The sequence below is a fragment of the Nocardioides sp. URHA0020 genome (assembly GCF_000620705.1).
GTDB lineage: Bacteria > Actinomycetota > Actinomycetes > Propionibacteriales > Nocardioidaceae > Nocardioides.
The window spans coordinates 52,800-78,858 of sequence record NZ_KK211171.1; the positions used below are offsets into that span (position 1 = coordinate 52,800).

Annotated in this window: 30 protein-coding genes and 2 tRNA genes; 15 read left to right on the forward strand and 17 right to left on the reverse strand. The window is 71.9% G+C overall.

Annotation, left to right across the window (positions count from 1 at the left end; genetic code table 11):
- Positions 1-17: 17 nt before the first annotated feature.
- Genes N542_RS25735 through N542_RS0119695 form a run of 3 tightly spaced genes read right to left on the reverse strand, consistent with a single transcriptional unit; the run spans position 18 to position 3,077 of the window.
- Positions 18-1,331, reverse strand: a complete 1,314-nt coding sequence (locus N542_RS25735; RefSeq protein WP_051552114.1) for a HAMP domain-containing sensor histidine kinase — start codon at positions 1,329-1,331, stop codon at positions 18-20.
- Positions 1,328-1,987 carry a response regulator transcription factor gene (locus N542_RS0119690; RefSeq protein ID WP_028645398.1) on the reverse strand — a complete coding sequence of 220 codons (660 nt, stop codon included), beginning with the start codon at positions 1,985-1,987 and terminating at the stop codon, positions 1,328-1,330. The genes N542_RS25735 and N542_RS0119690 overlap by 4 nt, the downstream gene beginning before the upstream one ends.
- Positions 1,968-3,077 carry a phosphatase PAP2 family protein gene (locus tag N542_RS0119695; RefSeq protein WP_028645399.1) on the reverse strand — a complete coding sequence of 370 codons (1,110 nt, stop codon included), beginning with the start codon at positions 3,075-3,077 and terminating at the stop codon, positions 1,968-1,970. The genes N542_RS0119690 and N542_RS0119695 overlap by 20 nt, the downstream gene beginning before the upstream one ends.
- A gap of 100 nt (positions 3,078-3,177) precedes the next feature.
- On the opposite strand from N542_RS0119695, the gene N542_RS0119700 reads away from it, so the two are divergent.
- The 5 genes from N542_RS0119700 to N542_RS0119720 all read left to right on the forward strand — a co-directional run bounded on the left by N542_RS0119700 (position 3,178) and on the right by N542_RS0119720 (position 8,044).
- Positions 3,178-4,203, forward strand: a complete 1,026-nt coding sequence (locus N542_RS0119700; RefSeq protein WP_197026036.1) for a lysylphosphatidylglycerol synthase domain-containing protein — start codon at positions 3,178-3,180, stop codon at positions 4,201-4,203.
- Positions 4,203-5,342 carry a glycosyltransferase family 4 protein gene (locus N542_RS25740; RefSeq protein WP_051552115.1) on the forward strand — a complete coding sequence of 380 codons (1,140 nt, stop codon included), beginning with the start codon at positions 4,203-4,205 and terminating at the stop codon, positions 5,340-5,342. The genes N542_RS0119700 and N542_RS25740 overlap by 1 nt, the downstream gene beginning before the upstream one ends.
- Entirely contained in the window at positions 5,339-6,139 is an 801-nt protein-coding gene (locus N542_RS0119710) for a PIG-L deacetylase family protein (RefSeq protein ID WP_028645401.1), read from the forward strand. Before N542_RS25740 ends, N542_RS0119710 begins: the two co-directional genes overlap by 4 nt.
- 133 nt (positions 6,140-6,272) lie before the next feature.
- A complete protein-coding gene (locus N542_RS0119715) occupies positions 6,273-6,524 on the forward strand; it encodes a hypothetical protein (protein WP_155993241.1) in 252 nt (83 codons plus the stop codon).
- Positions 6,521-8,044 (forward strand): hypothetical protein, encoded by a 1,524-nt coding sequence (locus N542_RS0119720; protein WP_028645403.1) that lies wholly within the window; start codon positions 6,521-6,523, stop codon positions 8,042-8,044. Before N542_RS0119715 ends, N542_RS0119720 begins: the two co-directional genes overlap by 4 nt.
- A 9-nt stretch (positions 8,045-8,053) precedes the next feature.
- Here the strand turns inward: N542_RS0119720 and N542_RS0119725 are convergent, their stop codons facing one another.
- Positions 8,054-8,419 (reverse strand): hypothetical protein, encoded by a 366-nt coding sequence (locus tag N542_RS0119725; RefSeq protein WP_028645404.1) that lies wholly within the window; start codon positions 8,417-8,419, stop codon positions 8,054-8,056.
- A 168-nt stretch (positions 8,420-8,587) separates the two neighbouring features.
- On the opposite strand from N542_RS0119725, the gene N542_RS0119730 reads away from it, so the two are divergent.
- Positions 8,588-9,859, forward strand: coding sequence for a COG4705 family protein (locus N542_RS0119730; protein WP_028645405.1), 1,272 nt, complete (start codon positions 8,588-8,590; stop codon positions 9,857-9,859).
- A gap of 240 nt (positions 9,860-10,099) precedes the next feature.
- On the opposite strand, the gene N542_RS0119735 is transcribed toward N542_RS0119730, so the two are convergent.
- The 6 genes from N542_RS0119735 to N542_RS25750 form a co-directional block, all read right to left on the reverse strand.
- Positions 10,100-10,172: transfer RNA gene (locus N542_RS0119735), tRNA-Glu, on the reverse strand.
- A gap of 94 nt (positions 10,173-10,266) precedes the next feature.
- Positions 10,267-10,338, reverse strand: a tRNA-Gln gene (locus N542_RS0119740).
- Between the two features lie 41 nt (positions 10,339-10,379).
- Positions 10,380-11,330, reverse strand: coding sequence for a CPBP family intramembrane glutamic endopeptidase (locus N542_RS25745; protein WP_051552117.1), 951 nt, complete (start codon positions 11,328-11,330; stop codon positions 10,380-10,382).
- A 1-nt stretch (position 11,331) separates the two neighbouring features.
- Positions 11,332-12,798 (reverse strand): glutamate--tRNA ligase, encoded by a 1,467-nt coding sequence (gltX, locus tag N542_RS0119750; protein WP_028645406.1) that lies wholly within the window; start codon positions 12,796-12,798, stop codon positions 11,332-11,334.
- Positions 12,795-13,604, reverse strand: coding sequence for a fumarylacetoacetate hydrolase family protein (locus N542_RS0119755; protein ID WP_028645407.1), 810 nt, complete (start codon positions 13,602-13,604; stop codon positions 12,795-12,797). The genes gltX and N542_RS0119755 overlap by 4 nt, the downstream gene beginning before the upstream one ends.
- 24 nt (positions 13,605-13,628) lie before the next feature.
- Positions 13,629-14,360, reverse strand: a complete 732-nt coding sequence (locus tag N542_RS25750; protein WP_036509003.1) for a M15 family metallopeptidase — start codon at positions 14,358-14,360, stop codon at positions 13,629-13,631.
- A gap of 84 nt (positions 14,361-14,444) precedes the next feature.
- Here N542_RS25750 and N542_RS0119765 point away from each other — a divergent pair, with 84 nt between their 5' ends.
- The 6 genes from N542_RS0119765 (at position 14,445) to N542_RS0119790 (ending at position 18,703) form a co-directional block, all read left to right on the forward strand.
- A complete protein-coding gene (locus tag N542_RS0119765) occupies positions 14,445-14,978 on the forward strand; it encodes a SigE family RNA polymerase sigma factor (RefSeq protein WP_028645408.1) in 534 nt (177 codons plus the stop codon).
- Positions 14,978-15,589: a hypothetical protein gene (locus N542_RS0119770; RefSeq protein ID WP_028645409.1), complete on the forward strand. Its 612-nt coding sequence runs from the start codon at positions 14,978-14,980 to the stop codon at positions 15,587-15,589. The genes N542_RS0119765 and N542_RS0119770 overlap by 1 nt, the downstream gene beginning before the upstream one ends.
- A 37-nt stretch (positions 15,590-15,626) precedes the next feature.
- Positions 15,627-16,511 carry a hypothetical protein gene (locus N542_RS0119775; RefSeq protein ID WP_036509159.1) on the forward strand — a complete coding sequence of 295 codons (885 nt, stop codon included), beginning with the start codon at positions 15,627-15,629 and terminating at the stop codon, positions 16,509-16,511.
- A gap of 10 nt (positions 16,512-16,521) precedes the next feature.
- Positions 16,522-17,085, forward strand: coding sequence for a M23 family metallopeptidase (locus N542_RS26835; protein WP_051552119.1), 564 nt, complete (start codon positions 16,522-16,524; stop codon positions 17,083-17,085).
- Positions 17,085-17,354, forward strand: a complete 270-nt coding sequence (locus tag N542_RS25760; RefSeq protein ID WP_036509006.1) for a DUF2087 domain-containing protein — start codon at positions 17,085-17,087, stop codon at positions 17,352-17,354. Before N542_RS26835 ends, N542_RS25760 begins: the two co-directional genes overlap by 1 nt.
- Before the next feature lie 77 nt (positions 17,355-17,431).
- Complete coding sequence (locus N542_RS0119790) at positions 17,432-18,703, forward strand: cation:proton antiporter (RefSeq protein WP_028645411.1); 1,272 nt, start codon at positions 17,432-17,434, stop codon at positions 18,701-18,703.
- A 79-nt stretch (positions 18,704-18,782) separates the two neighbouring features.
- Here the strand turns inward: N542_RS0119790 and N542_RS0119795 are convergent, their stop codons facing one another.
- The gene (locus N542_RS0119795) at positions 18,783-19,514 is read right to left on the reverse strand and encodes a hypothetical protein (RefSeq protein WP_155993243.1); all 732 of its coding nucleotides are present in this window, start codon (positions 19,512-19,514) and stop codon (positions 18,783-18,785) included.
- Positions 19,515-19,588: 74 nt separating this feature from the next.
- Entirely contained in the window at positions 19,589-20,170 is a 582-nt protein-coding gene (locus N542_RS0119800) for a TetR/AcrR family transcriptional regulator C-terminal domain-containing protein (RefSeq protein WP_028645413.1), read from the reverse strand.
- Between the two features lie 116 nt (positions 20,171-20,286).
- Between N542_RS0119800 and N542_RS0119805 the strand changes: the two genes are divergently transcribed.
- Genes N542_RS0119805 through N542_RS0119815 form a run of 3 tightly spaced genes read left to right on the forward strand, consistent with a single transcriptional unit; the run spans position 20,287 to position 22,216 of the window.
- Positions 20,287-20,898 carry a biotin transporter BioY gene (locus N542_RS0119805; protein WP_051552120.1) on the forward strand — a complete coding sequence of 204 codons (612 nt, stop codon included), beginning with the start codon at positions 20,287-20,289 and terminating at the stop codon, positions 20,896-20,898.
- Positions 20,899-20,912: 14 nt separating this feature from the next.
- Positions 20,913-21,608 carry an energy-coupling factor ABC transporter ATP-binding protein gene (locus N542_RS0119810; RefSeq protein WP_028645415.1) on the forward strand — a complete coding sequence of 232 codons (696 nt, stop codon included), beginning with the start codon at positions 20,913-20,915 and terminating at the stop codon, positions 21,606-21,608.
- Positions 21,605-22,216 (forward strand): energy-coupling factor transporter transmembrane component T family protein, encoded by a 612-nt coding sequence (locus N542_RS0119815; protein WP_028645416.1) that lies wholly within the window; start codon positions 21,605-21,607, stop codon positions 22,214-22,216. The genes N542_RS0119810 and N542_RS0119815 overlap by 4 nt, the downstream gene beginning before the upstream one ends.
- Before the next feature lie 7 nt (positions 22,217-22,223).
- Here the strand turns inward: N542_RS0119815 and N542_RS0119820 are convergent, their stop codons facing one another.
- The 5 genes from N542_RS0119820 to N542_RS0119840 form a co-directional block, all read right to left on the reverse strand.
- Positions 22,224-22,823: a hypothetical protein gene (locus N542_RS0119820; protein ID WP_028645417.1), complete on the reverse strand. Its 600-nt coding sequence runs from the start codon at positions 22,821-22,823 to the stop codon at positions 22,224-22,226.
- Positions 22,824-22,828: 5 nt separating this feature from the next.
- Positions 22,829-23,248, reverse strand: coding sequence for an MmcQ/YjbR family DNA-binding protein (locus N542_RS0119825; protein WP_028645418.1), 420 nt, complete (start codon positions 23,246-23,248; stop codon positions 22,829-22,831).
- On the reverse strand, positions 23,245-23,901 hold the full coding sequence (locus N542_RS0119830; protein ID WP_028645419.1) for an SDR family oxidoreductase: 657 nt from the start codon (positions 23,899-23,901) through the stop codon (positions 23,245-23,247). The genes N542_RS0119825 and N542_RS0119830 overlap by 4 nt, the downstream gene beginning before the upstream one ends.
- Positions 23,902-23,992: 91 nt before the next feature.
- On the reverse strand, positions 23,993-25,390 hold the full coding sequence (locus N542_RS0119835) for an amidase (RefSeq protein WP_028645420.1): 1,398 nt from the start codon (positions 25,388-25,390) through the stop codon (positions 23,993-23,995).
- Positions 25,391-25,422: 32 nt separating this feature from the next.
- Positions 25,423-25,974, reverse strand: coding sequence for an NAD(P)H-dependent oxidoreductase (locus N542_RS0119840; protein WP_028645421.1), 552 nt, complete (start codon positions 25,972-25,974; stop codon positions 25,423-25,425).
- Positions 25,975-26,059: the final 85 nt, after the last annotated feature.

The window sequence follows — 26,059 nt, forward strand, 5'->3', positions numbered from 1 at the left end:
GACTGCCCCGGAGGTGCTCAGCCGCGCGGCAGCCGGATCACGAATCGGGTGGCGGCGGCGTCCTGCGCGACCGCGACCTCGCCGCCGACCGTGCGGGCGATCCTGCGGGCGATCGCCAGACCGAGCCCCGCGCCGGTGCCGACCGCGGACGTCATGCCGGGCTCGAAGATCCGCTCGGCCTCCTCCTGTGCGACACCGGGACCGTCGTCGTCGACGAACACTTCGACCGTCCCGGAGGTGCCCGCCGCGCTGATCCGGACACGGGTGTTCGCGAAGCGCAGGGCGTTTTCCACCACCGGGCTGATGGCGCGGACAGCGAGTGCGTGCGGCAGCCCGAGCCGGGCATCGACGACGTCGACGTCGAGCACGAGATCGTTCGGGGCAGCCTGGCCGGTGACGTCCTCGAGCACCTCGACCAGCGAGCAGTGCGACGCCCTCACGATCTGGGCCTCGTTACGCGCCAGGTCGAGCAGCGCGGTGATCGTCGCCGACATCCGTTGGCTGGCCCCTGAGATCTCCTCGAGGTCGCGCTGCGTCTCGGTGGGCAGGATGTCGCGGAGCAGGATCAGGTCCGTCATCCCCTGGATCGTCGTCAGCGGGGTGCGGAGCTCGTGCGCCAGCTCCGAGGTGAGCCGCTGCTCGGAGCGGATCGCCGAGGCGACCTTCTCGAGGAGCTGGTCGAGGGTGCCGGCGAGCGCGCTCAGCTCGTTGTCCGGCGGACCGAGGTTGAAGCGGCGACTGAGATCGTGCTCGCTCCACTCGGCCGCGGTCTCGGCCATCACGGTGACCGGTCGCAGCGCTCGGCGCGTGGTCCAAGCGGCGATCGCGGCCGCGGCGACGGTGGTCAGGAGGCCGGTGACGAGGGTGACGATCAGGGCGAGCCGCTCGGCCTCCTCGTAGGGCTCCAGCCGCTCGGTCACGATCACCACCCCGGCGGCACCGCCGGTCGCCGTGAACGGCTCAGCCAGGATGCGACCGTGCTCGGCGTGGGTCTCGACGGTCCTCGTGACGACCGTCGCAAGGTCGGCGTAGTGCTCGCGCAGGCTCTCCGGCGGCGCGCCCGCGACAAGCACGCCCTGGTCGTCGTACACCGCGACGCCCGCGTCCAGCTGGCTGTCCGGGACCAGGAGCTGGCCGCCAGCGCTTGTCGTCGCCGAGCTGATGACAGCGTCCGCTCGGTCCTGGAGCACCCGGTCGACGTCGCTGGTGGTGATCCTGGCGAGCACCACCTGCACCACAAGTGCGAGCAGCAGCATCGCGACCGCGGTGATGCCCGCGGTGAGCACGACGATCTGCCGGCGGAAGGACCGCGGCAGCCGAGGCCACCTCACCGGATGCGGAACCCGACGCCGCGGACCGTCTCGATGGAGACCGGCGAGCCGATCGACTCGAGCTTGGTCCGGATCCGGCGCATGAAGGAGTCCACGGTGTTCTCGGCCACGACGGCTCCTTCCGGCCAGGCTGCCGCGATCACGGTACGCCGACGGACGACCTCGTCCGGTCGAGAGGTGATCGCCGCGAGCATCCGGAACTCGGTCGGGGTCAGCAGCACCTCCCCGGCCTGTGTTCGCGCTGCGTGCCGGGCGGGGTCGAGATCGAGGCCGGACGTCGTGGACAGCGGCGGTCGACCACGCTTGCCCAGCGCCTCGAGGCGGGCGATCAGCTCCTTGAGCTCGAACGGCTTGGCGACGTAGTCGTCGCCGCCGGCACCGAAGCCGGCGAGCCGGTCGTGGGTCGCACCGAGCGCGGTCAGGAAGAGGACGGGAGCGTTCTGCCCGGCCGACCGCAGCGCCTGGCACACGTCGCGACCGTCGGAGTCGGGCAGTCCGATGTCGACGACCAGCACGTCGATCGCGCTGTCCGCACCGAAGAGCCGCAGCGCCTCTCCCCCGTCGTGCGCCATCATCGTCTCGTGTCCGACGAAGCGCAGGGCCTCGGCGAGGAGGCGTCGGATCGACGGGTCGTCCTCACACACTCCGATGATCATGGGCCCATTCTCGACCCGCGAACCTGCCAACGGCCTGAACGCGCCGACGGGACCGACGGGTCGGGTAGATCGTCACGATCCCGAGTCCGACCGCCGCGGCACCGATCGCGAGACCCGCGATGTCGTCGACCGCGAAGTGCCAGCCGAGGTAGACCGTCGCCACCACCGTGAGTGCGAGATAGACGCTCAGCACGACGGCGATCCGCCGTAGTCGGTAGTACGCCGCCATCAGCACGATCACCGTGGTGACGCCGACGTGCAGGCTGGCGAAGGCCGACACCTGGGCGAAGGCGTCGTGCGCCGACGGATCCGCGAGGAGGTGCGCCCGCTGCGCCATGTACGTCGTCTGGGTGGTGGTCACGATCGTGTGCGGGAGCCCGGCGAAGTCCTGGGGACGGTCGTTGAACGGACCCAGCGACGGAACCGCGTAGTAGCAGGCGACGCCGAGGACCCACACCCAGCTCGCCGAAGCGAGGAACACGGTGCCGTCGCGGAGGCGGTCCGCGAAGACGACGCAGGCCACGAAGGCGATGGACACCAGGGTCGGGAACGACTCGTAGACGATCACCAAGGCGTACGCCGCCCAGCGCTCGCCCAGCACCGAGTGGAGCAGCACCGCGGGAGAGTGACCAAGGAAGAGCGCCTGGTCGATCCAGGTCAGGGCCTGGTCGCGGGGCGGATTGAGCGCGTCCCAGCTCTTGAGGTTGTGATAGCCGGCGTAGACGAGGTGGTAGGCGAGCAGGGCCGACGCGGCCACCAGGAGTCGGCGAGTTGGCCAGCGACGGCGCAGCATCTCCGCCACTGGTCGGGGAGCACGCCGACCACGCGGCACTCGTCGTACGGCGTCCAGGAGCGCAAGAGCCACGAAGGTCCCGGCTGTGATCGCGATCCGGGCGCGGAGGATCTCGCCACCCGGGTCACGCACAGGGATGTCGACGACCGAGGAGCGCCACAGCGTCACGACCGCGAGGCCGAGCGCGATCACCCAGAGCCGCACGAGCCAGCCGGCACCGGGTTCTCGGTCGGCTGCGCCATCGTCACCCACGGGCGATCCCGCGACGTACGGCACGGACGGCAGGTGGACGGGCACGGACCGAGCGTCGTGCCGTGAACCTGCAGGCCACCTGACCGCGACGCGCCCGGCAGTCAGGTGGCGTTCAGGAAGCGCGCCCGACGCTGGGGCTGTGAACATGAGGAGGACGGGACGCTGGTTGCTCGGCGTCTGCCTGGCCGTGGCACTGCTGACCCTGGTGCTGCCCATGGCGAGTGGCGTCTCCTGGGCGAGCACCTGGGCGGTGGTCGCCGCCGTCCCGGTCCTCGAGCTGGTCGGGCTGGTCGGGCTGTGGGCGCTGGGACTGCTGTCGCACACCATCACCCTGACAGCGGCCCTGCCGAGGCTGACGCACCGTCGCGCCCTGACCCTCAGCCTCACCGGCAGCGCAGTCGCCAACGTGCTCCCGCTCGGCGGGGCCGCAGGCATCGCGCTGAACGGCCGGATGGCCCGGACCTGGGGATACGGCGCCGACCAGTTCGTCGCCTTCACCGTCATCACGAACGTCTGGGACGTGCTCGCCAAGCTCGCGCTCCCGCTGACCGTCGTACCCGCCGTCGCCTGTGCGACCGGAGTCTCGATCGGGCCGGCGCTCGGCCCGGCCCTGATCGCGTCCCTCGGTCTTGCGCTCGGCTGCGCGGCCATCGTCGCGGCGCTCTCCCGAGCGTCGGTGGCCGCGCGCGTCGGTGGCGGCCTCGACCGCGTCGCGCACAGACTCCTGCGCGCGGTGCGCTCGCCCCGCCGGGTCCGGCTGCGGTCGGCGCTGGTCGAACTCCAGGCGAGCTGCAGCGCCATCGTCCGGGCACGCTGGCTCCGACTCAGCCTCGGCATGGTGCTCTACACGGCCCTGCTGCTGGCACTGCTCTGGGCGTGCCTCGCCGTCACGGGCGCCGCGATCGCGCCGGCGGCCGTGCTGGCCGGCTTCGCCGTCGAGCGGCTGCTGACGCTGGCCGGACTCACCCCCGGTGGCGCCGGTGTCGTCGAGGTCGGCCTCACCGGCGCTCTGATCGGGCTCGGTGGCGCGCCGGCGAGCGTCGTCGCGGGCGTTCTCCTCTACCGGACACTGACCTACGGCCTGGAGATCCCCGTCGGAGGCGTCGGGCTCGCGGTCTGGCTCTGGCTCTGTCGAGGCGCAGCAACCAGGTCGACCGGGGCGGCGGCGTGATGCGCGTCGTCCACGTCAGCGACTGCTACCTCCCCCGGCTCGGCGGGATCGAGATCCACCTGCGCGACCTGGTCCACCACCAGCGCCTCGAGGGCCATGACGCCCAAGTCATCACGACGACACCGAGGGCAACCGGTGCCGTAGACGACTCGTGGGTGCGCCGCGTCGACGCCGCGGCCGGACCTCTCGGCGGGCTGGTCCGGGCCGACGCCGCCCTGCGTCGCCTGCTGGACGACCTGGCGCCCGACGTCGTGCACGTCCACGTATCGGTGCTCTCGCCCTTCGCGTCGACCGCGGCTCGTCGGGCCTCCCTGGCCGGCTACCCGACCCTGGTGACGGTCCACTCGATGTGGTCCGGCCTGGGTCCTCTCCCGGCGACGGCCCACGCCCTGCTGCGGCTCGGCTCCTGGCCGGTGGCGTGGTCGGCAGTGAGCAAGCCCGCGGCGGCGCCGCTGAGGAGGATGCTCGGACCCGGCAGACCCGTGCACGTGCTGGCCAACGCCGTCGACCCCACGTCGTGGCGACCCTCCGGTGCAGCGACGCCGCCGTGTGTCCCGACGATCGTCAGCGTGATGCGACTGACCCACACGAAGCGCACCCTCCCGCTAGGCCGGATCCTGCTCGACGCGCGGCGTCGGGTCCCGGCCGACCTGCCGCTGCGGGCCGTGGTCGTGGGCGACGGACCCCAGCGTGACGCCCTGGAGCGGTTCCTGCGTCGGCATCGGATGACCGACTGGGTCGAGCTACGCGGATGCATCGACAGGACAGCGATCCGTCAGGTGCTGGCCGATGCCTCGGTGTTCCTCGCGCCGGCCGAGCTGGAGTCGTTCGGCATCGCCGCGCTGGAGGCCCGCAGCGCGGGGCTGCCCGTCGTGGCGAGCTCGCACAGCGGCGTCGTCGAGTTCGTCGGGCACGAGGTCGAAGGCCTCCTCGGCCCGACCGACGACGCGCTGGCCGGCCACCTCGCCCGGTTGGTCACGGACGCACCACTGCGCACACGGATCGCCTGCCACAACGCCACCGTCCCGCCGCGGCACGACTGGGTCGAAGCGGGTCGCCGCACCCAGGAGCTGTACGCCGAAGCAGCGCGTGCCGTCCGGCCGCGCATCCGCGCACTGACGCCTGTGAGCGCGACATGAACCCGGACCGCTTCACCCTCGTGTCGTTCCACGCGCACCCCGACGACGAGGCGCTGCTGACCGCCGGCACGCTCGCCCGCGCAACGGCGGAGGGCCACCGGGTGGTGCTGGTCGTCGCGACCGCCGGCGGGGCAGGGCTCGCCTCGCCCCACGAGCAGGCGGACCTCGCGGAGCGTCGCACCCGCGAGCTCGCGGCGTCGGCTGCGGCGCTCGGTATCGCCCGGGTCGAGGTGCTCGGCTATGCGGACTCCCGGTTCGCCGAGGTCGCCCTCGACGAGGCCGCCGATCGGCTGGCGGACATCCTGCGTGTGGAACGGGCCGACGTGCTGACGACGTACGACGAGGCAGGCGGCTACGGCCACCCCGACCACGTGCAGGTGCACCGGGTCGGGCGGCGAGCGGCCGAGCTGGCGGGCACCGCGGTCGTGCTGGAGGCGACCCTCGACCGGGGCCTGATCGACCGGCTGGTGCGAACCCTCCGGCAGCTGTCGCGCGTGGTTCCGATGCCCGAGCTGCCAGACATGAGCCATGCGTACACCGCACGCGCCGACCTCACGCACGAGGTCGACGTACGGGCTCATCTGGCGGCCAAGCTCGCATCCCTGCGTGCGCACGCGACGCAGGTGGGCGGTGGCGACAAACCCCGGACGCTCGCGCTCCTGCTCCGTCTCCCCCGACCGCTCGCCCGGAGCGTGCTGGGCCGGGAGTGGTTCCGGGAAGTCGGACGACGGCCAGGGCCCCGCCTCGAGGACGACATCTTCGCGACGCTCCGTGCCGCACCTCACGGGGCGCGGTGACGTCAGCACGGTGTCACGTCGTGCAGTGCCGCTCGGCGCGTTCCCATCCGGGTTCGTCACGGCGTCCTGGTCGACGACCCGGGGGCAACAGCCGGTCAGGTCCATGGCAGGTCTCTGCGACCACCCTGGCCCCATGACCACCGAGCCGGGCCGCCGCTGTCTCGTCGTCGGCGTGCTCGACCCCGCGGCGCTGACGGCGGCGGAAGATGGGGACCTCCGCGCCGTCCTGGGACCCGCTCGGAGGCGGGACCGGTCACGCCGAGCCGCTCCGGCACGGATGGTCACCACCGTCGGGCGGACTCGGCTGCGGGACGCCGCCTTGCTCCTCCACGACACCGGCCCACTCCGCGAGCACGGCCTCGACGCCGCGCAGGTGCCCGCGTGACCTCCGTACTGACGCTGCCGGTCCGTCCGCCCAGCCCGGGGAAGCTGGTGGAGCGGCCAGGGGCGGTCGGCGTGGCCGCCCTCGTCGGTGCCCTGATGTGGTTGCCGAACCTCGCCCGCCCACTGTCCTCCGACGAGGGCGGGTTCCTGCTCATCGCCTCACAGTGGTCGCCGGGTACGTCCCTGTACGGCGACTACTGGGTGGACCGGCCTCCGCTCCTGGTCGGCATCTTCCAGCTCGCCGACCTCGGCGGCGGGTTGCTCGCGCTCCGACTGATCGGTCTGCTCGCCGTGGTGGTCTCGGTGTTGCTCGCCGGCCGGATCGGCCACCTCGCCGCGCCCGGCGTACGCCGTGCTCCAGTGCTCGTCGCCGCGACCGCCGCGGTGTTCATGACCACGCCGCTCTTCGGCACCAGCGAGGTCGACGGCGAGCTGCTCGCCGTGCCGTTCGTGCTGGCCAGCGTCCTGTGCTCACTGCTTGCTCTGCAGGCAGTGCCCCCGGCGCGTACCCGCCAACGGCCTCGTTGGTCCTGGTGGACGGTCGCTGGCGCATCCGCGATGGCCGCCCCGTTGGTGAAGCAAAGCATGGTGGACGGGTTCGTGCTGGCGGCGACCGTGATCCTGTGGTTGCTCACACGCCGCCGGAACAGCGATGCCCTCCAGGCGACGACGTCCTTCGTGCTGGGCGCCGGTGGCCTGCTCGGTACCGTCCTCGCGTGGGCCGCGACTCGCGGGACCGACCCAGCGGGGTTGTGGAACGCCGTCGTGGTCTTTCGGGCAGATGCGGCTGCGGTCATCTCGGCCCAAGCCAACTCCGCGACGCCGGGCCGCGCGATGTCGCTCACGGTCTCGTTCATCGCAAGTGGAGCGCTCGTCCTGGTGGTGCTGGCTTTCGTCCCGCGTCGCCTACTGACGGGCAGCCCAGATCAGCGCACCGCAGCGATGACGCATCCCGACATGCGGCTGCTTGCGGGCGCGGTTCTCGCGTGGGAGACCTTCGGCATCGCCTTCGGCGGCAGCTACTGGCTCCACTACCTGATCGGGCTCGTGCCCGGGCTGGTGCTGGCGACGACTGCCCTGGCACTGCGTGGGCCGGCCCGGGTGCCGTCGGCCACCGCGGTCCTCGCGTACGCCGGTGTCGTCGGGGTCATCTCGACTGCCGGGCTTGCTCTGCACGACCGGACCGTTCCTTCGGACGTGGAGGTGGCGCGCTACCTGTCGGCGCACAAGTCGCCCGGTGACACAGGCGTCATCGCCTTCGGCAACCCCGCGATCCTTCAGGCGGCCGGTCTGACCAGTCCCTACCAGCAGCTCTGGAGTCTCCCGGTGAGAGTGCTCGATCCGAACCTCACCGAGTTCACCCACGCGATCAGCGGGCCGCACGCCCCTACCTGGGCCGTCGTCAACGGGACCTCCCTCGCCACCTGGGGGGTGAACACCAGTCGTGCCCAGCCGGTCTTCGACCGGCAGTACCGGTTGGTCGAGGTTGCCAGGGACTACTTCGTCTACCACCTGCGGTAGCCCTCCTGGTCACAGCAGCGCAACCCCAACAATCACTCGCCCGGCCAGCACGAGACCGGCGGTCCACATCACCCCGGTGCACAGCGATGCCACCGCGTACCACCCGGCGGTATCGGCTCGGGCCAGCAACCCCAGAGGATCGCGCGGGGGCGGCAGGCCCCCGAGGCGGGCGACCTGGTCACCGGTCACTGCCGCAACGGTCAGCCACCAGACCGCCTCCACCACGGAGAGATGGACGTCGCCCCAGGACGTCGCAGCACCGGCGGTGACCACGAGACAGTCCGCGGCGATTCCGAGACGGACCGCCAGCCCGTGCTCGGCTACCAGCACGGCCATCACGACCAGCAATGCAGTCGGCTCATACAGCGGGCCCATCTGCGAGACGCTAGGCGTCCGAACCTGCCTCCCACCTGAATGGCATGTGGTCCACCCCCGACACGACGCACTTCTTGGCGACGACCTTGACGGGACCTGAGTTCTGCGGCCGGCGCCGAACGCGCGGCAGTCAGGTTGATGGCAGCCTCGACACGCGAGCGTGCCGGCATGATCGAGTACCCCACCAATGCCGAACGAGTCGACGCCGCGCGCCGGATGCTCAACAAGGTCCCCGAGGTCACCATCTGGTTCTGGGTGATCAAGATCCTCTGCACCACGGTTGGCGAGAGCTTCGCTGACTGGATCAACATGACGCTCGGCGTCGGCCTGGTGAACACGGCGATCATCTTCACCGGGATCTTCGCTGCAGTGCTTGCGGTCCAGATGCGCCTGAACCGGTACGTCCCGCTGCCCTACTGGCTCACCGTGGTCGTCGTGAGCGTCACCGGCACCCTCTACACCGACATCCTCACCGACCAGCTGGGTGTGCCCCTGTGGTTCAGCACCACGGTCTTCGCAGCCCTCTTGGCGGCCGTCTTCGGAGTCTGGTGGGCCCGCGAGCGGACGCTCTCGATCCACTCGATCGTGACAGTGCCGAGGGAGGCCTTCTACTGGCTCGCGGTCCTCGTGACCTTCGCACTGGGCACCGCCGCCGGCGATTGGACCCTGGAACTGACGGGCTGGGGTCCAGGGAAGTCCGTGCTGCTGCCGCTCACCCTCATCGGCATCGTCACGCTTGTGTGGCGTCTGGGTGCCAACGAGGTCCTGACGTTCTGGCTCGCCTACATCTTGACCCGACCGCTCGGAGCCAACATCGGAGACTGGCTCGCGACCCCGTCGAGCGAGAAGGGCCTGGGGCTGGGCACGTTCGCCACGAGCATCGTCTTCCTGGCCGCCATCCTGGTGACGGTCGTCTACCTGAGCGTCTCGAAGGCCGACGTCATCGAGGACCACGACGCCCGACCGACCGGACGCTACGCGAGGCCCGAGCGTCAGCGGCTGTTGCTAGGTGCCTTGGTCGCAGTCGGGCTCGCCACCCTTGGCCTTCTGACGTGGGCCAACCAGCAACCCCACACCAGCGCCCTGGCCGCCGAGGAGGGGAGCGCGCCGAGCTGCTCCGGCTCCCCGCTCAACCAGACCCAAGCCACCCACCACGTGGCCGTCAGCTTCCCCGCCGACTCGGTCAAGAGCTATCGGACCATCACGACCGACACGTTGGCCCTCGTCAGGTCGGGCGACGCCGCGGGCGCTTCGAGTCGGGCTACCGACCTCGAGACCGCGTGGGACGACGACCAGGACGCGCTCCAGAGCAAGGACTGTCGAGCATGGACGTACGTCGACCAGCAGATCGACCCGGTCCTGTCGGCCGTGCGCGCCTCCCACCCGGACAGCGCCATCGAGGAGCGGACCCTGGACGCCCTCCTGTCCACGTTGGGGTAGCAGGCCACCCAGCCCGACCTGATGGCCGCTCCTGCACGCGCCGGGCCACGGGGGCGAGAGCCAGGTGAGACGAAGAGCGGGACGCCCAGGCATCAGGCCAGCCAAGCCGCCCAACGACGGCGCAGCGCAGTGCGCGCGTTGCCCGGTGTTGGCCCCGGTGTTGCCCGAGCGAGAATCTGGCCGAAATGCAGAAGGGGCCCAGCCCAGCTTTTCGCTGGACAGGGCCCCTTCTCCGCTCTGTACCCCCGACCGGATTCGAACCGGCGCTACCGCCTTGAGAGGGCGGCGTGCTAGGCCGCTACACAACGGGGGCGTGTGTCCTGGAGAGACTCCCGGACAACCTGCGAAACTCTAGCCGGAGCTGTCGTGACGCACAAAATCGCGGCCCGCGAGGGCCGCGATCTCAGCTGGGATACTAGGACTCGAACCTAGAATAACTGGACCAGAACCAGTCGTGTTGCCAATTACACCATATCCCAATGGCAGTGCTTTTCGGCTCGTCTCCGAGCCGGGAGAAACCTTACACGCGAGGGCTGGAGCCCTCCAAAACGCCCGCCCCAGCGGCCGTCTCGGTGGTCGTCCTGAGCCGCATCAGACGCGACGCCCAGAGCACCAGACCGAGGTAGACCAGCGACTGCGTGAGCGTCACCGGGATGCTCCACCAGGTGCCGCCGGTCGGGTTCAGGGTCGATGCCATGTCGCTGTAGGCGAGCGCCAGGCCGAACGCCAGCCAGTTGTTCAGCACGTGCATCGCGATGCCGGCCTCCAGGCCCCCGGTCAGCACGACGGCCAGCCCCGCGACGATGCCGAAGGCGAACCGGTCGAAGAAGATGGGTGCGCTCTGGCTGCCGTGCGCGAGGGCGAAGAGCAGGGCCGGGAAGAAGACCGCCGCCCAGGGACGACCGAAGACGTTGCCGAACGCCTGGGTCAGGTAGCCGCGGAAGGCGTACTCCTCCCCCGCCGCCTGCAGCGGGGTCAGCAGCAGCACGACCAGGAGGTAGTCGCGGGTGGTCGAGGTGAAGTCGTTGAGCTTGCCGCTCATCTCCACGCCGTCGTTCGCGGAGGCCGGCACCAGCGCGGAGACGACCAGGGTCGCGAACAGCCCGGCGACGGCCAGCCCGAAGCAGACCAGCAGCCAGCGCCAGCGGATCCGCGGCGCGATCGAGGCCAGCCATCCCGGTCGCAGCCCGTGCAGCACCCGGGTGAGCAGCCACGCGACCGGGATCGCGCAGGCCAGGGACACGTTGAGGTACGCCAGGCCCGCGGGCGTGGGGTCGTCGAAGTCGGTGATCCGGGTCAGGCCGTCGGCCACGTCCTGGCCCGCGATCGCGAAGCCGAGTGCGAACGGCACCTGGACCAGCACGGGGACGATGACCAGGAACGCCGCCACCAGCGCGAAGACGCCGAGGAACGGGCGCCAGACGCCGGACCGGCCGCCCCGCTGGACGAGGTAGTAGGGCAGCCCCGCCATGTCAGCCCAGGGCGCTCTGCAGTCGCGCCAACGAGCGGTCGCGACCGAGCAGCTCCATCGACTCGAAGAGCGGCGGCGAGATGCGACGGCCGGTGACGGCCACGCGGACCGGACCGAAGGCGTTGCGCGGCTTGAGACCCATCGCCTCGACGAGCTCGGCCTGCAGCGCGTCCTGGATCGCGGCGGTCGACCACGAGGGCAGCGACTCGAGGGCGTCGAGGGCACGTCGTACGACGGCGCGCCCGTCGTCGCCGAGCAGCTTCTCCGCGTCGGCGGGGTCGACGGTGAACGCCGCGTCGTCGACGAAGAGGAAGCCGAGCATGTCGACGGCCTCGGTCAGCTTGTTGATGCGCTCGGCGACCAGCGGCATCGCCTGCTCCAGCAGCTCGGCGTCGGCGTCGCTGATCGGGTCGGAGACGACGCCGGCGTCCTTGAGGTAGGGCAGCGCCCGGTCGGTGATCTCGTCGACCGACAGGAGCCGCATGTGCGACGCGTTGATGGCGTCGGCCTTCTTGATGTCGAAGCGCGCCGGGTTGGGGTTCACGTCGGCGATCTCGAAGGCCTCGACCATCTCCTCCAGCGAGAAGACGTCGCGGTCCGCGGCGATCGCCCAGCCCAGCAGCGCCAGGTAGTTGAGCAGCCCCTCGGGGAGGAAGCCCTGGTCGCGGTAGGCCAGCGCGTGCGCCTCGGGGTCCCGCTTCGAGAGCTTCTTGTTGCCCTGCCCCATCACGTAGGGCAGGTGCCCGAACTCCGGCTTCTGCTTGGCGATGCCGAGCTCGATCAGCGCGTCGTACAGGGCGAGCTGGCGTGGCGTGCTGGAGAGCAGGTCCTCGCCGCGCAGGACGTGGGTGATCTCCATGGAGGCATCGTCGACTGGGTTGACCAGCGTGTAGAGCGGGTCGCCGTTGGCGCGGCAGAGCGCGTAGTCGGGGACGAACTGGGTCTCGAACGTCACGTCGCCGCGCACCAGGTCGTGCCAGGTGATCGAGCCGTCGGGCATCCGGAAGCGGACGACGGGCTTGCGGCCCTCCGCCTCGAAAGCCCCGCGCTGCTCGGCGGAGAGGTCGCGGCAGAAGCCGTCGTACCCGAGCACCTTGGAGCCGGAGGCCTTGCGGCGCGCGTCGACCTCCTCATTGGTGCAGTAGCAGTCATAGGTGTACGACGAGGCGGCCAGCCTGGCCAGGGCGTCGGCGTACAGGTCGCCGCGCTCGCTCTGGCGGTACGGCGCGTGCGGGCCACCGACCTCGGGACCCTCGTCCCAGTCGAGGCCGAGCCAGCGGAAGAGGTCGAGCAGCGCGTCGTACGACTCCTGGGTGCTGCGCTCCTTGTCGGTGTCCTCGATGCGCACGACGAAGGTGCCGCCGTGGTGGCGGGCGAAGGCCCAGTTGAAGAGCGCCGTGCGGACCAGGCCGACGTGCGGACTGCCCGTCGGGCTGGGGGCCATCCGGACGCGGACCGGGCTGTTCATCGCTGTGCCACCTTGTTCGTGAGGGTGCCGAGGCCGGCGATCGAGATCTCGACCTCGTCACCGACCTCCATGGGACCGACACCCTCGGGGGTGCCGGTGAGGATGACGTCGCCGGGCAGCAACGTCATCACGCTGGAGATGTAGGCGATCAGCGCGGGGATGTCGAAGATCAGGTCCTTGGTCGACCCGTCCTGCTTCAGGTCGCCGTTGAGGTAGGTCTGGACGCTGCGGCCCTCGGCGAAGTCGTGCGGGTCCAGGTCGGTCTCGATCCAGGGGCCGAGCGGGCAGAAGGAGTCGAAGCCCTTCGCCCGGGTGAACTGGACGTCGCCCTTCTGCAGGTCGCGCGCCGTCACGTCGTTGGCGATCGTGTAGCCGTGGATCACGTCGGTCGCCTGCTCGGGAGGCACGTCGCGACAGATCCGGCCGATCACCACGGCGAGCTCGCCCTCGAAGTGGAGGTTCTTGGTCTGCGGCGGGTAGAAGATCGGGTCGCCCGGCCCGACCACGCTGGTGTTGGGCTTGAGGAACATCAGCGGCTCGGTCGGGACGTCGTTGCCGAGCTCGGCGGCGTGCGCGGCGTAGTTGCGGCCGATGCCGACGACCTTGCTGCGCGGGAGCACGGGCGCCAGCAGGCGGACGTCCTCGAGCCGGTGCTCCTGGTCGAGCAGCTTCACGCCGACGTACAGCGGGTCGCCCGCCAGCGCGACGACGACGCTCTCGGGGTCGGGCTGGCCGAACTGGTCGACCTCGCCCGTGACCACGCCGTACATGGGGTCCTCGCCGGTGGTGAATCTCGCGATGCGCACCCGGGGAGCCTATCGACCCTGCCGCTAGGGGTAGTCGCCGCCAGTGATGTCGAAGAAGACCTCGAGGGTGTCGGTGCGGGTACGGCGCAGCTCCGTGGCCAGTGCCCGGCCGACGTAGCGCAGGTGCCAGGGCTCGGGCGAGTATCCGGTGACCGTCGCCGACCCGGGCCGGTAGCGGACGACGAACCCGTAGCGCCACGCCTCACGCGCCAGCCACCGGCCACCCGGCGTACCGGCGAAGCAGGCGTCGAAGTCGCAGGCCGGGTCGTCCGGCGCGACGAGGTCGACCGCGAGCCCGGTCTGGTGCTCGCTGTGTCCGGGACGGGCCGACACCCGGTCGGCGGCGGGCCGGCCGCTCGACTCGACGACCCCGGAGTAGACGTCGGCCTGGTAGCCGTAGGAGCGGTAGGCGCTGGCGATCTTGAACCCGAGGCCGAGGACGTCGCTGTCGTCCAGCAGGCGGGTCAGGGCGGCGGCCGCCGGCGCCGCGACCTGGTAGCCGCGCACCAGGTCGATCTGCGGTCGGTAGCCGGCGTCGATCGGGTGCTTCTTGTTCACCACCACCCAGATGCTTCGCGGGTCGGAGGTCGAGTGCCGTGTGCGGTCGAAGGCCGGCCGCGGCTGCGCGCTGGTCTCGACCCTCATCGCGGCCGGGGTGCTCCCCACGGCCCCCGGAGCCGGCGCCGGGTGCCCGCTCGACGAGCACGCGGTCGCGAGCAGGATGATCGGGATGCTCAGCGCCGCAGTCGTCCTCACGCCACGATGACGGCAGCGAGGTCGCGGCAGGTTGCATGCAACCCTGCTGCTGCCCGCACCCGTCTAGGAGAGGGAAGGAGAGGTGTGCGCGACAGCGAGAGATCAGCCGAGTTCGTGGTGTTCGTGCGCGCCCACCGCGCCGACCTGCTGCGCACGGCGACGTTGCTGTGCGCCGGTGACGACGCCTTCGCCGAGGACGTCGTGCAGACGACGCTCACCCGGCTCTACCTGTCCTGGGGGCGGGTACGACGCGCGGACGTCCCCCTCGCCTACGCACGTCGCAGCATCACCCACGTCTTCATCGACGAGGCGCGCCTGGCCCACCGGCGCCGCGAGACGACCCTCGCCGACCCGACGGAGGCACTGGCCGCGGAGCCGACGGTCGGCACCACGGACCTGGTGCTGCGTGAGATCGTGCTCGGCGCGCTCGCCTCGCTCGGTCCGCGCCAACGGGCGGTGGTGGTCCTGCGCCACTGGCACGACCTCGACGTCGCCGAGACCGCTCGGGTCCTCGGCTGCTCGACCGGCACCGTGAAGTCGCAGAACGCCCGGGCCCTGGCCCATCTGCGCGACGTCCTCGGCGCCACCGATCACCAGCTGTCCCTGGAGGTGTCCTGATGTCCCCCTCGCACGACCTCACCCGAGCCCTGCAGGCGGCGGCCGAGACCGGCCGGCCAGCCGTCGATCCCGGTGCGGACCTGGCCCGGGCGCGGCACGCGATGCACGCCCGGGCTCGGCGGCGCGTGCGCACCGGCCTCGTCGGAGTGGCTGCCGCCGCGGTCCTCGCGGTGGGGACGGTCGCGGTGCTCGACCGGAGCGCGACGGACCCGGCCGGGGTCGAGCTGGTCGCGCAGCGCTTCGAGGCGACGCCGTACACCTTTGACCTGACGCCGCAGGGCTGGTCGGTGCAGGCCCAGCAGCCGTGGGCCGTGACGATCGTGCCCGACGACGGCTCGACGTCGGAGGACCCCGACGTCTTCGTCGGCAAGCTGGTCATCATGTTCGACGCCAACCGGCCGGACGGACGCGTGGTGGACCACGACGGTCGGCGCTTCTGGGTCTCCGGCGACTCCGGCTACACGACGCTCGCCACCCGCACGCGGGCCGGCGAGCCCTCCGGCGTCGTCCGGATCCAGTACCCGGCGGACGCGGGGTGGGACGAACGGTCCATGGTGGACTTCCTCGCGAGCGTCCACGTGGGTGCGGGCGCCCAGCAGGGATCGGGCTGAGCGGTCCCCGCTGACCTACCCTGGACCGGTGCAGGTGATGGACCGGGGGTCGTGGCAGGCGCGTGCTGACGCGCACGCGACGCGGGTCGACGAGCTCGTCGCGCCGCACCTCGCGCGCCGCTCCGAGAGCAGGAAGCACCCGGTCCACGACTTCCTCTTCACCTACTACTCCCACCGCCCGGCACAGCTGCGCCGCTGGCACCCGGGGTACGGCGTCGCGCTGGCGGAGGCGCCGGAGTACGCGCCGCTGAAGGGGTACGACGTCTCCGGCTCGACCGCCGGCTCGACCACCGCCGTGTCGACGGTGACGGCGGCGTACCTCTCCTCCCAGCGCCCGCTGCTCACGGCGCTGGTGAGGCTGCTGCGTGCCACGGCCGGGCGACCGGCGAACTTCGGCTGCTTCGGGATGCACGAGTGGGCGATGGTCTACCGGCTCTCCGAGGACGAGACCCGGCACGCCGACTGGCCGCTGCGCCTCGGCGCCGCCGGCACCGACGAGGTCGTCGAGTCCCACCGGATCGCCTGCTCGCACTTCGACGCCTACCGGTTCTTCACCCCGCCGGCGGCGCCCCTCAACACGCTGTCCCCGACGTCGGTGGACCGCCCGGATTTCGAGCAGCCGGCCTGCCTGCACGCGGGCATGGACCTCTACAAGCACGCCTTCCGGCTGACGCCGATGATCTCCTCCGACGTGGTGCTCGACTGCTTCGAGCTGGCGCGCGACATCCGCGAGCTCGACATGCGGGCGGCGCCGTACGACCTCGAAGACCTGGGGTTCAGCCCGGTCCGGATCGAGACGGCTGCGGGCAAGGCGGAGTACGCCGAGGCGCAGCGCGCCTTCGCAGCGCGTGGCGCGCCCCTGCGCGCGCGGCTGGTCGAGGAGTGCGAGCGGCTGCTGTCGGGCAGCGGCGAGCCGGGTTAGGTTGGGCGGCATGCGCCTCGGACGTCTGCTGCTCGCCGCCCTGCTGGGACTGGTGCTGGTCGGCTCGCTCACCACGGCCGCGCACGCCGACCCGCGGTGGGTCTTCTACTCCAAGGACAAGACGCACTACCAGTCGCCGTGGTTCAAGGGCACCCACCGGATCATGCTGCCCTTCGGCTGCACCAAGGCGCCGTACTACTCCCCCGACCCGCGCTGCAGCGCACGACGCGGCTTCCACCACGGGATCGACGTCGCGATGCCGTGCGGCACCCCGCTCTACGCGGGTCGCGGCCTCCGGGTCGTCTCCAACGCGTCGCTCGGGCCGGCGTACGGCGCCCACCCCCTGCGGTTGCGCAACCGCACGCTCGGCTGGGACCTGGTCATCGGACACACGCGTCGCGTCTACGTGCGGGAGGGACAGCGGGTCAAGCGCGGCACGATGTTCGCCCGTGCCAGCGACAGCGGCGCGCCGGACGGGTGCCACCTGCACTTCGAGCAGCGGGCGATCGGCGGTGGCCTGTCCACGGCGGTCTGGCCCCGCGCGCTGCTCAGGCTGACCCGACCGAGCCGGTGATGACCGACCAGCGGGTGCTGTCGCACTTCCTCGACGCCGACGGTCGCCTGCACACCATCCCGTCGAGGCACGCGAAGCTGCTCGTCGTGCTGGACCACCTGGCGCAGTCCTTCGAGCCCGGCCAGCGCTACGAGGAGGTCGAGGTCAACCTCGTTCTGCGCGGCTTCCACGACGACCACGCCGCCCTGCGCCGCTACCTCGTCGAGAACGACTTCCTGACGCGCGAGGCCGGCATCTACTGGCGCAGCGGTGGGGAGTTCGCCGTCTGATCGGAGACTGCTCGCCGTGGGTGAGCAGTGCGGACTGCTGTTTCGCCCGTGTCGACGCCGGGTACTGCCACCGTGCCGTGACTGCCGACCTGGTCTATCTCGTTGCGGGCGGCAGCCTGCTGCTCGCCATCGTGCTCCCCGCCCTCCTGGACCGCTGGGCGATCTCCGCGCCGATGGTCCTGGTCGCCGTCGGCATCGGGCTCGGCCTCACTCCGCTGCCCGACGGCCTGCCGCTCGACCCGCAGGCCAACCGGGCGGCGATCGAGCACGTCACCGAGCTGGCGGTCCTGGTGGCGCTGATGGGCGTCGGCCTGGCCATCGACCGTCCGCTCTCGTTGCGTGACCGCAGCACGTGGCGCCGGTGGGGCACGACCTGGCGACTGCTCGGGATCACCATGCCGCTCTGCATCGCGGCCGTCGCGCTGCTCGCCTGGGGTGCGGGCGTGGCGCCGGCCGCGGCGTTGCTGCTGGGCGCGGTGCTCGCCCCGACCGACCCGGTGCTGGCCTCCGACGTCCAGGTCGCCGGGCCGCAGACCGGCGACCTCGAGGTCGACGAGTCCGACGAGCTGCGCTTCGCCCTCACCTCGGAGGCCGGGCTCAACGACGGACTGGCCTTCCCGTTCGTCTACGCGGCGATCCTGCTCGCGACCGAGGGCGCCGTGCGGCACTGGGCACTCGAGTGGGTGGGCTTCTACCTGGTCGGCAAGATCGTCCTCGGCGTGCTCGCCGGCATCGTCGTCGGCCGGCTGCTGTCGTACGTCGCCTTCCGGTCGGCCAGCCGGTCGCTCCGCGTGGCCGAGCGGGGCGAGTCCCTGTTGTCCCTGGCCGCACTGGTCTCGGCGTACGGCGTCGGCGAGCTCATCGGTGGCTACGGCTTCCTGGCGGTCTTCGTGTGCGCCATGACCTTCCGCTCGGCCGAGCGGTCGCACGACTATCACGCTGCGATGCACCAGGTCACCGAGCGGCTCGAGCGCCTGATCACGCTCTTCGTGCTGCTGGTGCTCGGCATCGCGCTCTCCCGCGGCCTGCTCGCCAGCCTGGACTGGCGCGGGGTCACGATCGGCCTCGCCCTGATCCTCCTGGTGCGGCCCGCAGCCGGCCTGGTCGGGCTGTCCCCGTTCCGCCCCGAGACGTCGCGCCTGACCGGTCCGCAGCGCTGGGCCGCCGCGTTCTTCGGCGTCCGGGGCGTCGGCTCCATCTACTACCTCGCGTACGCCGCCGGCGAGGCCGACGAGCTCGGCACCGACTGGCTCTGGTCGACGGTCGCGTTCACGATCGTCGCGTCCGTGCTCGTGCACGGGGCGCTGGCGACCCCGCTGATGCGGCGGGTCGACCCCAGCAACGCCTGAGCCCGAGCTCCACCGGCCGGTGGCTAGCCGTCGCTCGCCGGTCCTCGCATGGCCGCGGCTTCCGCAGCGGACTGCTCGGTCACGATCGCACCGTCTGCTCGGGCTCGACCGGCTCCGCCTGGTCGAACTCCGAGAAGACCAGGGTGTGGCGCTTGCCCGCGATCCGCCGGACGAGCTTCAGCATCCGCACGGTCGATCCATCAGCGGCCAGCCACGAGTCGGCCCGCTGGCCGTCCCCGGACTTCCGGTAGTGCACAGTGCGGACCCCGCCGATCCGCTCGACACCGACGCGCGTCGCGCCCAGCCACGGCCACAACGACCCAGCACCACTGACCGTGCTGAACGCCACGTCGAGGGGACCGCCGGTGCAGGAGTCGACGAGGACGTAGCCCACTTCGGTCCATCGGGGCGCAGGACCCGGGTCGCGCGTCGCCAGCATCCGTCCGTCGGACGTCGTGACGAACCTGGCGCTGACGCCCGAGTCCTCGATCTCGCCCGAGCAGCGATCGAAGTCGACGTCGTAGGTCATCCGGAGGCCGGTGCTGAACGACTCCTCGACGTGCATGGTCTGGAGCCGCTGCAGACCCGCCGTGACCTTGAGCCCGAGCCGGCGCAGATCGCCGCCCTTCGCCAGCACCACGCTCGGATCGTTGCCGGACATCACGGACGGCACCGGCTGGGCCGCCTCGGTCGGCGCCGGGTCAGCGGGCGTCGGCGAGGCAGAGGCGCTCGCGTCCTTCGCCGAGGACTGCCCGCCCGCGCCCCCGGCACCGGTCGAGGAGCAGCCCGCGAGCAGCACTGATCCGACCACGACGGCGCACCGCCACCTCCCGAGATTTCTCACGCGCACATTCCAGCAGCGCGCGCGTGCACCGCGCAGGGTTTCTAGGTAACGGTTCGCCCCGACCGGGCGCCTGCGAGCAGCCGGATCCCGTCGAGCACGATCCCGAGACCGAGGGCGAAGTCCGAGTCGGCACGCGGCTCCTCGTCGATGGCGCCGACCGAACCGGCCTGGAGGTGGGTCTGCTCGTCGAGCGCGTGGCCGAAGACGAAGTGCAGCACCGTGCGCGCGGCCGTCGGCACCAGCAGGGGTCCCAGCCCGCCATCGGCCAGGGCGGCGGCGAGCTCGTCGTACGGCGTCGCGGCCCCGAGCCCGAAGGAGCGGACGGTCGCGACCAGCTCGGCCCCGTCGCGGTAGGCGAGCATCGCGTCGCGCAGCTCGCTGCAGACGGCCTCGGCCCGGGCGTCCCACGCCGCGGGCCGCTCACCGGACCGGCGTCGGCCACGGGCGAGGACCTCGTCGGCGACGGCCGCGAGCAGCTGCTGCTTGTTGGGGAAGTGGTGGTAGAGCGCGCTCGGCTGGACCCCGAGCTCACTGCCCAGCCGGCGCATCGTCAGGTCGGCGAGCCCGTAGGTGTCGAGCACGACCAGGGCGCGGTCGACGATGTCGTCGCGGTGGTAGCGCACGTCACGCCCCTTCCCGGGGGACTACTCGTCGGTCACGATTGACCGGGTTCGGATCGAACCCTAACCTGAACGGCGTTCACCTGAACACCGTTCAGGTCCGTCCGAAGGAACCGAGCATGACGATGTCCGAGACCCCCGCCCCCTCCACGACCGACGCGCGGCCCGCGCCGCAGCGGTCGACCACCACCGACATCGCGCTGATCGCTGCCTTCGCGGCGCTGATCGCCGCCCTCACCGTCATCGGCGGGATCCCCGTCGGGGGCGCCGGGGTCGACATCACCCTGCAGACCTTCGGCGTGCTGCTCGCCGGCTGCGTCCTCGGCCCGGTCCGCGGCTTCCTCGCGGTCAGCGTCTACCTGGTGCTCGGGGCGATCGGTCTCCCGGTCTTCTCCGGCCACAGCGGCGGGCTGGCGCCGTTCTCCGGGGTCTCCGCGGGATACCTGCTGTCGTTCCCCTTCGCGGCGCTGCTCGCGGGCTACCTCGTCAAGTACGTCCTCGGCGGGTTGCGCACCCGCGCCGCCTTCGTCTTCATCGCCGCGATGGCCGGCACGGTGCTCAACCACGTCTGCGGCACGCTCTGGATGATGCACTTCCTCGACGTCAGCCTCAGCCAGGCGATCAAGTTCGACGCGCCCTTCTGGGTCGGCGACATCATCAAGTCGCTCGTCGTCGCACTGGTGGCCGCCGAGGTGCACCGGGCCTTCCCGCGCCTGCTCGCACGACGCTGAGCCATACTCCACCCGTGGCGACGATCGAGCTGGAGGCGGCGTCCGTCGCCGCACCCGGCGCCGACGGCGACACGGTCATCCTGGAGCCGACCACGCTGCGCCTGACCGAGCAGCGGATCGGCCTGATCGGCGCCAACGGCTCGGGGAAGTCGACGCTGGTCCGGCTGGTCAACGGCCTCGTCACCCCGACGAGCGGTCGGGTCCTGGTCGACGGCCTCGACGTCGCGCGCGACGGAGCCGCCGTACGGCGGCGGGTCGGCTTCTGCTTCACCGATCCGGCCGCCCAGCTGGTCATGCCGACCTGTGTCGAGGACGTCGAGCTGTCCCTGCGGCGCTCGGTCCGGGACGCGGGCGAGCGGCACCGCCAGGCGCTCGCCGTGCTCGACCGCTTCGGCCTCGGGGCACAGGCGACGCTCAGCGTGCACAGCCTCTCGGGCGGCCAGCGTCAGCTGCTGGCGCTGGCCGGTGTGCTCGCCACCGATCCGTCGATCCTGGTGGCCGACGAGCCGACGACGCTGCTCGACCTGGCCAACACCCGGCGGGTGACCGAGACCCTCTTCACGCTCCCCCAGCAGCTGGTGGTCGTCACGCACGACCTCGACCTGGCCCGACGGTGCGACCGGGTCCTCGTCGTCGAGGACGCACGGGTGCGCTTCGACGGCCCGGCCGAGGCTGCCGTCGCCGACTACCTCTCCACCGTGCCGCTGTGAACCCGTCGTACCTCTTCGGCGTCTACCAGCCCGGCACCTCGCCGCTGCACCGCGCGTGGATCGGCGCGAAGGTCGGCGGGCTCGCGGCCTTCAGCCTCAGCGTGGTGCTGGTGCGCAGCGTCGAGGCGGCGTTCGTCTTCCTCGCGATCGCCGTCCTCGCCGCGGCCGTTGCCCGGATCGACCTCGGTCTGCTGCTGCGCTCACTGCGGCCGGCGCTCGTCGCAGCGGTCATCTTCGCCGGCATCCAGTGGCTGCTCTACGGGCCGGCCAAGGCGACCGAGACCCTGGTCGACCTGGTCGCGCTCGCCCTCGCCGCGATCGTCGTGAGCTCGACGTCGCCGGTCAACGCGATGCTCGACTCGTTCATCCGGTGGATCACGCCCCTGCGGCACGTGGGTGTCGACCCGGAGCGGGTCGCGCTGACCATCGGTCTGGCGATCCAGGCGCTGCCGGGCACGGTCGCGCTCGCGGTCGAGACCCGTGACGCGGCCCGCGCCCGCGGCGTCCGGCACCCGCGTGCCTTCCTGACGCCGTTCGTGATCCGCGTCGTCGCCCGGGCGCAGGAGACCGGTGACGCGCTGCACGCGCGAGGCATCGGCGACGACTGAGCCCCGGTCAGCTGGACAGCAGCCAAGAGATCAGCAGGGCCGGGACCACCGGCGCGAAGCCGACCAGCAGGACGACCCGCAGGTCGTCGCGGTGCCGCCAGCCGAAGGCGCACGCGACCACGGCGACCGCGATGGCCAGCACTTCGGTGTTGCCGCCGACCGCGTTGCTCGCCCAGGTGAGACCCACCGCCACGGCCAGGACGTAGCCGACGACGCCCGGCCGCGCCCGGCCGGCCATCGTGCGGGCCAGGGCCACGACGACGAGGGCGACGCCGGCGTACCAGATCGCGTGGCCGACGAGCTCGTCCCACAGGTGTGCGGTGTCGCTGGGATGGGCGTTGCCGACGGAGTTGCCGGCGAGGTGGATGCCGTGCCCGGAGGCGTACGCCAGCGCGCCGGCGCCGAGGATCCACCACGTGCGCTCGTCGCCTCGGGCGGCACGCACGGTGAGCGCTGCCGGTGCCAGGACCAGCCACGGCAGGAGCAGGTCGAGCCAGTCGCCCCAGCGGGTGTCGTCGGGGGCGGCGCCGAGGCCGTCGGGCAGGAGTCCGAGGTGGTGGAGCACGGCGTACGACAGCGCCGTGAGGGCCAGCCACCGGGAGTACACGCGCGTCAGTGTGGCGGATGCGCGGCGAGCCAGTCGGCAGCGCGCCGCCTCGACGCGCGGGAGAGCCACGCGTCCTGCACCACCTCGGCGATCTCGTCGCGCGTCAGCTCCCCGATCCGGCTGGCGCGCAGCAGCACCGAGGGGTGGCCGTCGAAGTGCGGGGTCGTGAAGTACGGCGTCGACTCGTCGAGCACCATCGCGTCCTTGTCGACGGGGTCGACCCAGAAGACGATCACGTCGTCGTAGCGCTCCCCCGTCTCCGGGTCGAACGCGTCGGGCCGCGGCGTGCGGAAGAAGACGAACGACTTCTTGCCGACCTGGTAGACGGGGTTCTCCTGCGAGCCGTGGGCGACCTCGACGTGCGGCATCGCCAGGGCGACCTCGTGGACGTCCTCGACGCGGGCCCTGCGGGAGCGAGGACTCATCCCGAGTAGGGCACCTCGCTCTGCCACCCAGCCTCGTCCTGGTGGGCCGCAGCCCAGATCGCCTCGGCGACGCGGTCGGGGGTGAACGGCCCGGTGCGGCCCAGGGTGCCTCGCACCGTCACCGACACCGCCCGGATCCCGTCCGGCTCCAGGGCCGCGTCGAGGCTGTGCACCAGGTTGCGCACGCCGGCCTTCTGGATGCCGAGCGACGCCGCCCGGTGCGACGGCTGGTCGGCGGCCATGCTGCCGGTGACCGTGATCCGGCCACCGGCGGACATGAAGGGCACCGCCGCCTGGACGCTGGTGAGGAGGGCTCCCACGCCGAGGGCGACGTCCTCCAGGAGCTCGTCGACGGAGAGGCCGAGCGGGTCCTTCTCACGGAAGGCGCTGGGGTTGAAGTGCAGCACGTCGATGCGCTCGAAGACCTCCCCCATCGCGGAGATCACGTCGGTCGTCGCCTCGACGTCGGTGACGTCGACGACCGCGGCCTGCCCGTTGGCGCCCGCTTCCTGGAGCTCGTCGCCGAGCGCTCCGAGCTGCTCCGCGTCGACGCCGAGCAGGCCGACGTCGTACCCCTCACGCGCGAAGCGACGAGCCACCGAGCCGCTCACCCCGGGACCGGCACCCACGACGACGATCACTGGTCTGCTCATGCCCTCACGCTACCCACGCTCGGGCGGCCCCAGGGCTGACGCCTCGCGGACGGGCGGTCGTCGGCGGAGAGCAGCGCCGTGTGCTGCAGGGTCACCATCCCGGCGGCCGTCGAGCGGCCCACGGTGCGGCCGCCTCGACCTGCGCCGCGAGGGCCAGGAGCAGCTCCTCCTCGGCCGGCCGGGCCGCGAGCATCACGCCGACCGGCAGCCCGTCCGGCGTCCAGTGCAGCGGCAGCGAGACGGCCGGCATGCCGGTCACGTTCCAGGCCGAGGTCCAGGGCGTGAAGGCCTTCTGGGCGTCGAAGTCGGCCTGCGGGTCGGCGTCGTCGCGCATCGCGCCGACCAGCACCGGAGGGGTCGCCAGGGTGGGCGTCAGGACCGCGTCGTACGGCGCGAGCGCGGTGAGCGCGCCCGCCGCGAACCGTCGCACCGCTCCGATCGCGAGCCCGAGCTCGGGTCCGCTCACGGCGTTGCCCTTGGCCGTCAGCCAGCGGGTGAGCGGTCGGAGCAGGTGCTCCCGCTCCGGAGGTACGACGGACAGCGCGGTCAGCACCGCCCAGCAGGTCTCGAAGACGGGGACGGCCTCGGGGGGCAGCGGCACCGGCACGTCCTCGACGTCGTGACCGAGCGACTCGAGCAGCCTCGACGCGTCCTCCCAGGCCTGCACGCACGCGGGGTCGACGACGGTGTCGGTGATGACCGGCGTGATGAAGCGAGCGATTCGGAGCCGTCCCGGGTCGCGCCGGGCCGCAGCCAGGAAGGTCTCGGACGGCGGTGGCGCCCAGGACGGGTCCCCCACCCGACGACCGGCGAGCACGTCCAGCATCGCCGCCGCGTCGGCGACCGTGCGGGCGATCGGTCCGGGCGTCGCCAGGCCCACCGGGTCGCCGTACACGGGGTGTCCGCTGATCCGCCCGCGCGATGGCTTCAGGCCGACCAGGCCGCAGCAGGAGGCCGGGATCCGGATCGAGCCACCACCGTCGGAGCCCTGGGCCAGCGGCACCAGCCCGGCGGCGACCGCGGCGGCCGCGCCGCCCGACGACCCGCCCGCCGTGCGGGTCCGGTCCCACGGCGTCACGGCCGGCGGCGCGACGTCGGGCTCGGTGTAGCAGGGCGAGCCGAACTCGGGCGCGTTCGTCTTGCCGAGGCTCACCAGGCCTGCGGCCTCCAGCGAGAGGGTGACGCCGTCGGAGACGTCGGGCACGAAGTCGGCGAAGGCCGCCGAGCCGAAGGTGGTGCGCACGCCGGCGGTGAGGTTGAGGTCCTTGATGGCGGTGGGTACGCCGTACAGCGGGCCGTCCGCGGCGACGCGCTCGAGCCCCGCCGCGCGCTCCCGCGCCCGCTCGGGGGTGAGCGTGACGAACGCGCCGACCGAGTCGAGCCGGTCGGCGCGTTCGAGGTAGTGCTCGGTGAGCTCGAGGGGCGACACCTCACGGCGTCGCACCAGGTCGCCCTGCTCGAGCGCGGTCAGGTCATGGAGTGCGGCCACGACCCGACGCTAGCGCGCCCGGTGGGTCGGCCTCAGGCGGCAGCGGACTCGCGGTCGTACTCGGCCAGCACCTGGACGGCACGGCCCAGACGGGCCAGCACCTCCGGGTCGGTGAGCACGTCGACCTCGAGCGCGGACTGCGAGACGGTGACGTCCTCGACGACCGTCGCACCGGCGATGCCGGCCGAGCGGACGGCGTCGGCGTGCGCCCACTTGCCGCCGTACGGCGTGGGGGTGGCGCCGATGACGCCGAACGGCTTGCCGACCAGCGCGCCGGCGCCGTACGGGCGCGAGAGCCAGTCGATCGCATTGCTGAGGACGGCGGGCATCCGGCCGTTGTACTCGGGGGTGACGGCCAGGACCCGGTCCGCGCCGGCGACCTGCTCGCGCAGCCGGGCGGCCGCGGCCGGGAGGTCCGTGGCGTTGTCGACGTCCTGGTTGTAGAAGGGCACCTCGCCCAGTCCGTCGATGATCTGGATGCTGACGTCGTCGGCGGCCTGGTCGCGCAGCACCTCGGCCAGCTTGCGGTTGACGGAGTCGCTGCGGATGCTGCCGACGAGCACGGCGATGGTGGTCTGAGTCATGTCCGGACAAACGGACCGCGGTCCGGTTCCATTCCCGCGGGGACCCCCGGGATTCACGAGCGCTACGTCACACCGGCTCCTACAG

Bases quoted from the DNA above. Each gene is read 5' to 3' on its own strand.
- N542_RS26835 (WP_051552119.1), top strand. From the start codon at position 16,522: ATGCGCCTCGGACGTCTGCTGCTCGCCGCCCTGCTGGGACTGGTGCTG.
- N542_RS0119690 (WP_028645398.1), bottom strand. From the start codon at position 1,987: ATGATCATCGGAGTGTGTGAGGACGACCCGTCGATCCGACGCCTCCTC.
- N542_RS0119805 (WP_051552120.1), top strand. From the start codon at position 20,287: ATGACGATGTCCGAGACCCCCGCCCCCTCCACGACCGACGCGCGGCCC.
- N542_RS0119710 (WP_028645401.1), top strand. From the start codon at position 5,339: ATGAACCCGGACCGCTTCACCCTCGTGTCGTTCCACGCGCACCCCGAC.
- N542_RS0119700 (WP_197026036.1), top strand. From the start codon at position 3,178: ATGAGGAGGACGGGACGCTGGTTGCTCGGCGTCTGCCTGGCCGTGGCA.
- N542_RS0119770 (WP_028645409.1), top strand. From the start codon at position 14,978: ATGTCCCCCTCGCACGACCTCACCCGAGCCCTGCAGGCGGCGGCCGAG.
- N542_RS0119825 (WP_028645418.1), bottom strand. From the start codon at position 23,248: ATGAGTCCTCGCTCCCGCAGGGCCCGCGTCGAGGACGTCCACGAGGTC.
- N542_RS25760 (WP_036509006.1), top strand. From the start codon at position 17,085: ATGACCGACCAGCGGGTGCTGTCGCACTTCCTCGACGCCGACGGTCGC.
- N542_RS0119730 (WP_028645405.1), top strand. From the start codon at position 8,588: ATGATCGAGTACCCCACCAATGCCGAACGAGTCGACGCCGCGCGCCGG.
- N542_RS0119775 (WP_036509159.1), top strand. From the start codon at position 15,627: ATGGACCGGGGGTCGTGGCAGGCGCGTGCTGACGCGCACGCGACGCGG.
- N542_RS0119840 (WP_028645421.1), bottom strand. From the start codon at position 25,974: ATGACTCAGACCACCATCGCCGTGCTCGTCGGCAGCATCCGCAGCGAC.
- N542_RS25740 (WP_051552115.1), top strand. From the start codon at position 4,203: ATGCGCGTCGTCCACGTCAGCGACTGCTACCTCCCCCGGCTCGGCGGG.
- N542_RS0119830 (WP_028645419.1), bottom strand. From the start codon at position 23,901: ATGAGCAGACCAGTGATCGTCGTCGTGGGTGCCGGTCCCGGGGTGAGC.
- N542_RS0119715 (WP_155993241.1), top strand. From the start codon at position 6,273: ATGACCACCGAGCCGGGCCGCCGCTGTCTCGTCGTCGGCGTGCTCGAC.
- N542_RS0119725 (WP_028645404.1), bottom strand. From the start codon at position 8,419: ATGGGCCCGCTGTATGAGCCGACTGCATTGCTGGTCGTGATGGCCGTG.
- N542_RS25745 (WP_051552117.1), bottom strand. From the start codon at position 11,330: ATGGCGGGGCTGCCCTACTACCTCGTCCAGCGGGGCGGCCGGTCCGGC.
- gltX (WP_028645406.1), bottom strand. From the start codon at position 12,798: ATGAACAGCCCGGTCCGCGTCCGGATGGCCCCCAGCCCGACGGGCAGT.